At 62.4% G+C, this 9,300-nt stretch carries 9 protein-coding genes; all 9 read left to right on the top strand.

Annotated features, from left to right (window positions below; translation table 11 throughout):
- Positions 1–358: 358 nt before the first annotated feature.
- Positions 359–625, top strand: a complete 267-nt coding sequence (locus tag NKH54_RS21965; RefSeq protein WP_023689148.1) for an acylphosphatase — start codon at positions 359–361, stop codon at positions 623–625.
- 157 nt (positions 626–782) lie between these two features.
- The gene (locus tag NKH54_RS21960) at positions 783–1,436 is read left to right on the top strand and encodes a Rieske 2Fe-2S domain-containing protein (protein ID WP_023689147.1); all 654 of its coding nucleotides are present in this window, start codon (positions 783–785) and stop codon (positions 1,434–1,436) included.
- On the top strand, positions 1,433–2,278 hold the full coding sequence (locus NKH54_RS21955) for an aromatic ring-hydroxylating oxygenase subunit alpha (protein WP_023689146.1): 846 nt from the start codon (positions 1,433–1,435) through the stop codon (positions 2,276–2,278). Before NKH54_RS21960 ends, NKH54_RS21955 begins: the two co-directional genes overlap by 4 nt.
- Positions 2,275–2,934: a glutathione S-transferase family protein gene (locus NKH54_RS21950; protein WP_023699368.1), complete on the top strand. Its 660-nt coding sequence runs from the start codon at positions 2,275–2,277 to the stop codon at positions 2,932–2,934. The genes NKH54_RS21955 and NKH54_RS21950 overlap by 4 nt, the downstream gene beginning before the upstream one ends.
- A 1-nt stretch (position 2,935) precedes the next feature.
- Positions 2,936–4,315 carry an amidohydrolase gene (locus NKH54_RS21945; protein WP_352510631.1) on the top strand — a complete coding sequence of 460 codons (1,380 nt, stop codon included), beginning with the start codon at positions 2,936–2,938 and terminating at the stop codon, positions 4,313–4,315.
- Positions 4,316–4,341: 26 nt separating this feature from the next.
- Positions 4,342–5,439 carry a BMP family ABC transporter substrate-binding protein gene (locus NKH54_RS21940; RefSeq protein WP_196813867.1) on the top strand — a complete coding sequence of 366 codons (1,098 nt, stop codon included), beginning with the start codon at positions 4,342–4,344 and terminating at the stop codon, positions 5,437–5,439.
- A gap of 3 nt (positions 5,440–5,442) precedes the next feature.
- Positions 5,443–6,966 carry an ABC transporter ATP-binding protein gene (locus NKH54_RS21935; protein ID WP_023699370.1) on the top strand — a complete coding sequence of 508 codons (1,524 nt, stop codon included), beginning with the start codon at positions 5,443–5,445 and terminating at the stop codon, positions 6,964–6,966.
- Positions 6,963–8,063: an ABC transporter permease gene (locus NKH54_RS21930; protein ID WP_023683613.1), complete on the top strand. Its 1,101-nt coding sequence runs from the start codon at positions 6,963–6,965 to the stop codon at positions 8,061–8,063. The genes NKH54_RS21935 and NKH54_RS21930 overlap by 4 nt, the downstream gene beginning before the upstream one ends.
- Entirely contained in the window at positions 8,060–8,971 is a 912-nt protein-coding gene (locus tag NKH54_RS21925; protein WP_023710456.1) for an ABC transporter permease, read from the top strand. The genes NKH54_RS21930 and NKH54_RS21925 overlap by 4 nt, the downstream gene beginning before the upstream one ends.
- Positions 8,972–9,300 lie beyond the last annotated feature (329 nt).

The following is a 9,300-nucleotide window of genomic DNA, read 5'->3' as shown; positions in this document are numbered from 1 at the left end:
ATGACGTTACACTCCTTCCAAGGCACCTTGCTCTCCTTGCAAAGGGCCGAAAGTGTAACCCATGTCTCCGGAATGAACTGTCACCCATCTCTCGGGAAGGGCAGATGCATTACAATAGCTTGGATAACCCTAAAGAGCGTCGCGCTGAACGGATTCATGCGACCGCTTGAAGTCTTTGTTTAATGCATGTCGTTGTCCCACAACCTCGGCACTTCTGGGCGACATGCATGAGTGCCCGGGTCTAGGCACGGGCGATCAGTCGATATTCGGTGTTATTGGCGCGTCGATTACCACTTCCGCCCGTTCAGTCAGACGCTATGCTGCTGACCGTGACACCAAGGCGCGCGTTCCGTTCGTGATGAAGCAAAGTCAACACCGCTTGCATGAGCGGATGACCATTCGCGGCCACCTCGAACCCGCGTCCTTCCTGCCCTGGATCATGCGCCATGCGGCCAAGCTCGGTCTCGCGCACCACATCGCTCATGCAAGCACCGATCGCATCGAACTCGATATTGCCGGTGCGGCGGAACTGATCGACATGATGGAGATGGGATGTTCGCTTGGGCCCATTGAAGTCTGGGTCGAGACGATCGACCGCGCGCCTGTCGAGCAAAAAAACATATAGCTTTGCGTGTGGTTACCCTCCGTTTGCACTTAATTTAATCAATATTGCAATTGCGAAATAATTATGCATACGTCAGCCGCATCGAGCGGTTCGCCAACTCCTTGCGCCGGCATCTCTCTGGTCGGGAAACAGTAGTATCAGTACGGAAAGTAAGGTCATGCTGTCCGACAAGACGGACACCTGGGTGCCGGTCGCCCTTTCCCAGGATCTGCCAACAGGACAGGTAATGCCGGGGCGGACGCCCGCCGGTCCCATTGCCCTCTGGCGAAGCCAATCGGGGCGCTTGGCGGCATCGGCGGATCGCTGTCCGCATCGCGGCATGCGCCTCTCCCATGGCTTCGTGCGCGGCGAGGCGCTCTCCTGCATCTATCACGGCTGGACCTATTCGCAGGCCGGTCAGTGCCTGCGCATTCCTGCCCATCCCAGCCTCACGCCGCCGGAGACGATTCGCGTTGCGACCCGGTTGGTCGAAGAGGCGGGCGGGATCATCTGGGTCGCTGATGGAGAGCCTGACGGCAAGCCACCCCTTTTTGAGGGTTACGTCCCGCTCCGTTCATTGACGGCCCGCGCCGGATGTTCGGCACTCTCGGTCGCTGCCGGTACGAAGGCCACCGTTGAAGGATACGTCTGGCAGGCGCCCGGCGCGCCGGCAATCCGCCTGGTGCCTATCCCGCAGGAAGCCGGCGAGACGCTGATCCACGTCCTTGTTCCAGCCGATTGCGATGCGTCCGAGCGCATCGCCGCCTCGCGAGCCGCCGAGAGCCTTCGGCGCATGGCCGAAGGGATCGAGGCGAAAGGGGCTGTGCCATGATCGACGATGCGATGCGCGACGAATGGTATCCGGTCGGGCTTTTCAGCCGGCTCGACCGCTATGGGCGCGAGACCACCCTGATGGACGAGCCGATCAAGGTTGCGCTCGACGCCGATGGCGCGGCGAAAGTGACAGGCGAAAACGGGCGCGTGCTGCCGGTTTCGGTGCGCTATGGCCATATCTGGTCGTCGCTCGGCGAACCGAAGAAACCGGTCTTCCCAATTCCCGAGGCAGACCAGCCCGGGCGCCGCTTCGTCGATGTCGGCGTGGTGCGGGTGCGCTGCTCGCCGCTCCGCGCCGTCGAGAACTTCCTCGACATCGCACACTTCCCCTTCGTCCATACCGACATCCTCGGCTCGGAGCCGCATACCGAGGTCGAAAACTACAAGGTCGAGATCCGCGAGGAAGAGGACGAGGTCTGGGCGACCCAGGTGAAGTTCTACCAGCCGCAGGCGGCGAAATCCGCGAGCGGAGGTATCACGACGGAATACATGTACCGCGTGCCGGCTCCGACCTGCTCAGTCCTCTACAAGACCTGCCCGCCGCGCCCGGGCGAATGGGATGTCATTACGCTATTCGTCCAACCGCTTGCCGAGGATCTCTGCGACGTCTGGCCGTGGATGGCGCTTTTCGATGACGAGACGCCACAGACCGACCTCATCCATTTCCAGCAGACGATTTTCCTGCAGGACCGCTCGATCCTCGAAAACCAGATCCCGCGTCTTCTGCCGCTCGATCCCGGCATGGAAATCCCGACGCGCGCCGACCTGACCTCGGTCGCCTATCGCCGCTGGCTGAAGCGCCACAATTATACCTACGGCGCGCAATTGGTGGCACAATGAAGCTTTACGACTACATCCTCTCCCCAAGTTGCTACAAGGTGCGCCTGATGGCGACGCTGTCAGGTGTGAAGCTCGAAATCCGCCCGGTCGACTTCCATCCCGGCGCCGAGCATCGTGGCCCCGAGCTTATGGCGCTTAATCCGGGAGGCTCCATCCCGATCCTTGAAGACGGCGACCTGATCCTGACCGAGTCTTCCGCCATGCTTGGCTATCTCGCCGCGAAGGCAGCACCGGCCTGGCTCGGCAGCGGCGCCCCCGAGGAGACGGCGCGCATCCAGCAATGGCTTTCCTTCTCGCACAGGCTGACCGCCAACCTCGGCGGCGCGCGCCTGCATGAGATGCTGCTGCGTCCCGGTGACATCGGTGCGCTTCAGGCCAATGGCATAGCGGCACTACGTGAGCTGGAAGCCGGCCTCTTCGAACAAAAAATGCGTGGCGATCGGTTTCTCGCATCCGACCGGCCGACGATTGCCGACATTGCTTGCTTTCCCTACGTCGCGCTCGCGCCCGACGGCGGCGTTTCCCTCGATCCGTATCCCACGATCCGGCTCTGGTCGCGAGCGCTCCGCAGCCTCGACAATTTCATCGAAATGCCCGGTATCCACCGGCTGCACGAGTTGAAGCCCGAACCGCGACCCATGCTGGACGAGGCGTGAGGTGACCGGCTATCTCCTGAAGAATTGCGCAGCGGTCATCACCGACGAGGGCAGGGGTCCGAGCGTCCGGCGCAATGTCGATGTGCTGACGAATGGCCCGCAGATCGAGGCAATCGGGCAAGGCCTGCACAGAAGCGAGTTGCCGGCCGGTACTATCGTGCAGGACGCCGACGGCTGGTTCGTCTATCCCGGCCTCGTCAACACGCACCATCACTTCTTTCAGTGCTTTGTGCGCAACCGTGCCGAACTCGACTGGACGAAGCTGTCGGTCATCGAATGGCTCGACCGGATCTATCCGATCTTCTCCCGGCTCAACGAGGATTGTTTCTACCACGCCTCGATCACGGCGATGGCAGAGATGATAAAGCACGGTTGCACGACGGCCTTCGACCACCAGTACAATTTTCCGCGCCATGCCGGAAAACGGCTCATCGACCGGCAGTTCGAAGCGGCCGATCTTCTCGGCATGCGTTTCCATGCCGGCCGCGGCGGCAACACGCTGCCAAAATCGGAAGGCTCGACCATTCCAGACGAGATGCTGGAGACCACGGACGAATTCATTGCCGACTGCGCACGCCTCATCGACACTTATCACGACACCAGTCCCTTCAGCATGCGTCAGGTCGTGGTCGCTCCCTGCCAGCCGGTCAACTGCTACCGCGAGACCTTCGTGGAATCGGTTTCGCTGGCGCGTGATCGCGGGGTGCGGATGCACACCCATGTCGGCGAGGGCGAAAGCCCGATCATCGAGGCCCGCCATGGCATGCGTACGGTGGACTATCTCGAGGACCTCGGATTTGCCGGCCGAGACACTTTCTATGCCCATTGCTGGGAGCTGACGCATGACGAACTGCGGCTGATGGCGGCGAGCGGCACCGGTGTCTCGCATTGCCCTGAGCCGGTCTATCTGGTGGGCGCGGAGGTGACTGATATTCCCGCCATGTCCGCCTTTGGCCTGCGCGTCGGTCTCGGCTGCGACGGTGCTGCCTCGAACGACAATTCCAACCTCATGCACTGCATCCATTCCGCCTACATGCTGCAATGCCTGGCGGCCTCGACGCGCGCTCATCCCGTGCCTGCGCCGGTCGATTTCCTCGGCTATGCGACAACGGGCGGGGCCGCGCTTCTGGGCCGCAATGACATCGGCCGACTGTCGCCCGGCATGGCCGCCGACCTCTTCGCGATCGACACGCGCCGCATGGATTATGTCGGCACGCGCCACGATCCATTGAGCCTGATCGCCAAGGTCGGCATCGGCATGCCCACCGACATGACCATGATCAACGGCCGCATCGTCTGGGAGAAGGGTGCGTTTACCGGGCTGAACGAGACCCGGCTTGCTGCGGACGCGGAAGCCGCTTTTGCCGCGGTGGAATTCTAACAACTTAAGACAGGGGAACTGACATGCTGAACTATCTGACCCGCAGAACTCTGATGAAGGGCCTTGCCGCGACAGGGCTTGCCGGCGCGCTTGGCAGCCGTCCCGCCTTTGCGGCCGACGAGCCGCTCGGTATCACGCTCGTGCTCCCGTCGCCGGTCGGCGATGTCGGCTGGGGCCATGCGCTCGCCGCCGGGCTCGAGCCGGTCAAGGCCGCCTACGGCGACAAGGTGAAGATCACCGTCATCGAGAACATCGCCGAAGGGCCGGACGCAGACCGGATCATGAACAAGACCGTCGCCGACGGTAACAAGTTCCTGATCGCCGGCTCATTCGGCTACCAGAATGGTGCATTACAGATCGCCCGCCGCGATCCTGGGGTCACCGTGCTGCATGCCTCCGGCTTCCAGACCGCGCCGAATTTCTCGCCCTTCGCGGCGAAGTATTTCCAGGGCACTTACCTGCTCGGCATAGCCGCCGCGGCTCTTTCCAAGACCGGCAAGCTCGGCTCCGTCTCGGCCTTCGCCATTCCGGAGCTGATCACCTCGATCAACGCATTCACGCTCGGCGCACAGACTGTAAATCCCGATGTCGAGGTATCGGTCGTCTGGGTGAACTCCTGGTTCGACCCGGCCAAGGAACAGGAAGCCGCCAAGGCGCTGATGGCACAGAACTGCGACGTGATCTTCTCGAACGCGCAGGACACACCCTCCGTGATCTCGGCCTGCGAGGAGGCTGGCGTCTATGCGTTCAACCTCAATTCGTCGATGAAGAAATATGCACCGAAGAAATATCTCGGCTGCATCGCAACGGACTGGTCGCCCTTCTTCAAGGCTTCCGTGGATGCCCATCTCGCCGGAACTTTCAAGGGCGCCAACACCTTCCTCGGCGTCGCGGAAAAGGTGGTGGAGGTCGTGGACTGGAACTCAGATATCCCAGCCGACACGATGACGAAGATCAAGGAAGTGGCGGCGAGGATCGCCGACGGCAGCTTCTCGCCCTTCACAGGTCCAATCACCAAGGCCGACGGCAGCGAAGCCGCCGCCGCCGGTGCGACGATAGCGGATCCCGAGATCGTCGCGATGGACTGGCACGTCAAGGGTGTCACCACACCACTGCCGAAGTAAGTCATGACCCCGCCCCTTCTGTCGCTCCGCGGCATCTCGAAGAGCTACGGCCAGATCCGGGCTAACGAAGCCATCGATCTGGACGTGGCGCCCCAATCGATCCATGCGATCCTCGGGGAGAATGGGGCGGGCAAATCGACGCTGATGAAGCTCATCTATGGCGTTGAACAGCCGGACGAAGGCACCGTCGTCTGGAACGGAGAGCCTCTGCGCCTTGCCTCGCCGGCTGAGGCACGGCGCAGGGGCATCGGCATGGTCTTTCAGCATTTCTCGCTGTTCGAGACGCTGACTGTCGTCGAGAACATCCAGCTCGTCGTCCCCGGCGGCAAGGCGGAGCTGGCCGGGCGCATCCGCAGCCTCGGCCAGGATTTTGGCCTTGAAGTAGATCCTCTCGCCGATGTGCACGCGCTCTCGGTCGGCGAACGGCAGCGGGTGGAGATCATCCGCTGCCTGATGACGGACCCGAAGCTGCTCATTCTCGACGAGCCGACCTCGGTCTTGCCGCCGCAGGCGGTGAAGAAGCTGTTCGACACGCTCAGGCGCCTTCGCGACCGCGGCGTGTCCATCCTGTTCATCTCCCACAAACTGGAGGAAATTCGCACGATCTGTGACCAGGCGACGGTCTTGCGTGGAGGGCGCGTTATCGGCACCGTCGACCCGCGCGACTATGATGCGCACGACCTCGCCCGGATGATGATCGGCCGCGACATGCCCGAGGTGATGCCCGCGTTGGCCATGCCCGAGGGGGAGAAGCGGCTGGAAATAATCGACATGGACTACACGCCGGACGACCCCTTTGCCACGCCGCTCTCCGGCATCAGCCTCACGGTACGATCAGGCGAGATCCTTGGCATAGCCGGAATATCGGGCAATGGCCAAGGCGAGCTTGCCGCGCTCATCTCGGGCGAAGCGATGCTGCTGAAGGAACAACGCGACCGGATCTACATGATGGGCCGCGACGTAGGCACACTCGATGCGGCCGCGCGCAGGAGATTTGGCTTCGCCTTCGTGCCCGAAGACCGGCTGGGACGCGGCGCGGTCCCTGAAATGTCGCTCGTGCTCAACACCGTTCTTACCGCCCATCCTTTCGATCTCGTGAGGCGCGGCCTCATCAACAGCGCCGGAGCGACGGCTTTCACCAGCGAATGCATCCGTCGGTACGACGTCCGCGCCTCCGGCCCGGATGCCGAAGCGGGCTCGCTGTCCGGCGGCAACTTGCAGAAATTCATCGTCGGTCGCGAGATGATGCTGTCGCCAAAACTGCTTTTCGTGGCGCAGCCAACCTGGGGTGTAGACATTGGCGCTGCATCCGCCATCAGAAGGCGGCTCATCGCGTTGCGCAACCTGGGCGTGGCGATCCTCGTAATTTCCGAGGAACTCGAGGAACTTTTCGAACTCTGCGATTTCATCCAGGTGCTCCATCATGGAATGCTGAGTCCGCCTCTGGTCACGCGGGACACGCGCCCCGAAGACATCGGCAGATACATGATCGGAGCACATGCCTCGCCAGAGAAGGTTCCTGCATGAGCGTTTGGGCCGCGACGTTCCTCCCCGCGCTCGTCCGCCGGGAGCATGCCTCGCTCGTCGCGGCCATGCTGGCCCCGGCTGTCGCGCTTGGCATGGCGATCATCCTCAATCTGGGCCTTTATGTGCTGATAGGCCGAGATCCGGCGGCCGTCCTGTACGCGATGCTTCTCGAGCCGTTCCTCTCCTGGGCATCGTTCGCGGAGGTGCTGCTGAAGGCGGGGCCTCTTCTCCTTATTGCGCAGGGGCTGGCGATCGGTTTCCGCGCAAAAGTGTTCAACATCGGCGGGGAGGGCCAGTTTATCCTGGGCGCTATTTTCGCCTCGGCGATCCCCGTCTGGTTTCCGCAGGCGACCGGGCAGTGGATCTGGCCGCTGATGCTGCTTCTCGGTGCCATCGGCGGTGCGCTTTGGGCATCTATCACCGCCTTCTGGCGCGTCAGGCTCAATGCGAACGAGATCCTGGTCTCCCTGATGCTGAGCCTCGTTGCGACGCAAGTCCTCAACTACTTGCTGCTCGGCCCATGGAAGGACCCGGCCGGCTTCAATTTCCCACAATCCGTCATGTTTCAGAACGACGCGATGGTGCCGACCCTGATCACCGGTACCCGTGTCAACGTCTCGCTGCTCATCACACTTGCGCTCTCGCTGGTGGCCTGGGTTTTCATGCAGCGAAGCTTCATAGGGTATAAGCTCAAGGTCGGCGGCCTTGCCCCGCGCGCGGCCGGTTACGCCGGCTTCAGCGAAGGGCGTGCGATTTGGCTATCGCTTCTGATCGGTGGCTTGGCGGCGGGACTGGCAGGCGCGGCGGAGGTCGCGGGTCCGCTCGGCCAGTTGCAGCGCTCGATCTCGACCGGCTACGGATATGCGGCCATCATTGTCGCCTATCTCGGCGGGTTGCATCCAGTCGGCATCATCTTTTCCGCGCTCTTCATGGCTGTCCTCTATATCGGCGGCGACAATGCGATGGTGTCGGCAAACCTGCCGATCGCCGCCGTCCGCGTCTTCCAAGGCAGCTTGCTGCTCGCCTATCTCGGCGCTGTGGCCTTCGTGCGCTACCGCATCGAGTGGCGCCGCCCCCATCACCTGAGCCAGCCATGAACGCCGTCGAGTTCATTATTTCGGGCATGCTCGCAGCGGCAACCCCCTTTCTCCTTGCCGCACTCGGCGAGTTGGTGGTCGAGCGCGCCGGCGTTCTTAACCTCGGCGTAGAGGGCCTGATGGCCCTCGGCGCGGTGCTCGCGTTCATCGTCGTCTACCACGGCGGTGGACACCTGCTGGGGTTCGTTGCCGCCGGCCTCGGTAGCGCCGTCCTGTCCCTCGTCTTTGCAGTGCTGGCACTCGGATTCCGGGCAAACCAGGTCGCGACAGGCCTTGCGATCGGCATTCTCGGCCAGGGCCTTTCGGCGCTGTTCGGCAAAAGCTACGAGAGCTTGACGGTCAAGGGGCTCCCGAAACTTGCCTTTCCCGGCCTCTCGGAAATCCCGGTAGTCGGCAGGCTGTTTGTCCAGGACGTCGTCGTATGGCTTTCCCTTGCCGTGACGTTTGCGATCTGGGCGATGTTTGCCTATACGAGAGTCGGCCTTGTCGTGAGGGCAATCGGCGAGAATCCCAAGGCAGCCCATGCCATCGGCTATCCGGTCATCGCTATCCGTATCGCGGCCATAGCTTTTGGTGGCATGATGGCGGGTTTTGCCGGCGCCTATGCGGCGGCGGTGTACACGCCGCTTTGGGCGGACGGTATGATTGCCGGACGTGGCTGGATCGCGATCGCACTCGTTGTCTTTGGTACGTGGCTCGCTGGCCGCATCTTCCTGGGTGCCTGCCTCTTCGGTGCGGTTTCGCTGATGAGCCTCGCCGCCCAGGCGACCGGTCTGGACTTGCCATCGCAACTGCTTTCCAGCCTTCCCTATCTCGTTACGATCGTCGTGCTCGGTGTCATCTCGGCGGACCGCCGCTTGCTCAGGCTGAACGGTGTCGCCTCGCTTGGCGAACCCTTCGAACGTTAGCCGGGATTAAAGTGGATTTGCGAAACTCGGCGTAAGTTGAAGAGATTCGAAACGCCAGCGGACGATCGGCATCCGATCCAAAGGGCAGAAACGCCAAACGGGGCGAAGGTATGCCCGCAAGGGTAGCGCTGACGCCGTCGACTGCGAGCAGCGGAACGATGTGGCGCACAACGCGCCCGACATCGGTGGAGATCGTCGCGGGTTTCTTGGATCGTCCCCTTTTCTGCAGTACGAGCCCCATTCTCGAGGGTCCATTCTCCACCGCAGCCTAGCGAAGCGGCGTCGCAAGATGGCCTGAGGCATGCGCCCGGTAAATTCCCGCATGCGAG

It is taken from the genome of Mesorhizobium sp. M1004 (genome assembly GCF_040318795.1).
Taxonomy (GTDB): Bacteria; Pseudomonadota; Alphaproteobacteria; order Rhizobiales; family Rhizobiaceae; genus Mesorhizobium.
This window is presented reverse-complemented; position numbering and strand designations above follow the sequence as displayed.

Bases quoted from the DNA above. Each gene is read 5' to 3' on its own strand.
- NKH54_RS21950 (WP_023699368.1), top strand. From the start codon at position 2,275: ATGAAGCTTTACGACTACATCCTCTCCCCAAGTTGCTACAAGGTGCGC.
- NKH54_RS21965 (WP_023689148.1), top strand. From the start codon at position 359: ATGAAGCAAAGTCAACACCGCTTGCATGAGCGGATGACCATTCGCGGC.
- NKH54_RS21935 (WP_023699370.1), top strand. From the start codon at position 5,443: ATGACCCCGCCCCTTCTGTCGCTCCGCGGCATCTCGAAGAGCTACGGC.
- NKH54_RS21930 (WP_023683613.1), top strand. From the start codon at position 6,963: ATGAGCGTTTGGGCCGCGACGTTCCTCCCCGCGCTCGTCCGCCGGGAG.
- NKH54_RS21955 (WP_023689146.1), top strand. From the start codon at position 1,433: ATGATCGACGATGCGATGCGCGACGAATGGTATCCGGTCGGGCTTTTC.
- NKH54_RS21925 (WP_023710456.1), top strand. From the start codon at position 8,060: ATGAACGCCGTCGAGTTCATTATTTCGGGCATGCTCGCAGCGGCAACC.
- NKH54_RS21960 (WP_023689147.1), top strand. From the start codon at position 783: ATGCTGTCCGACAAGACGGACACCTGGGTGCCGGTCGCCCTTTCCCAG.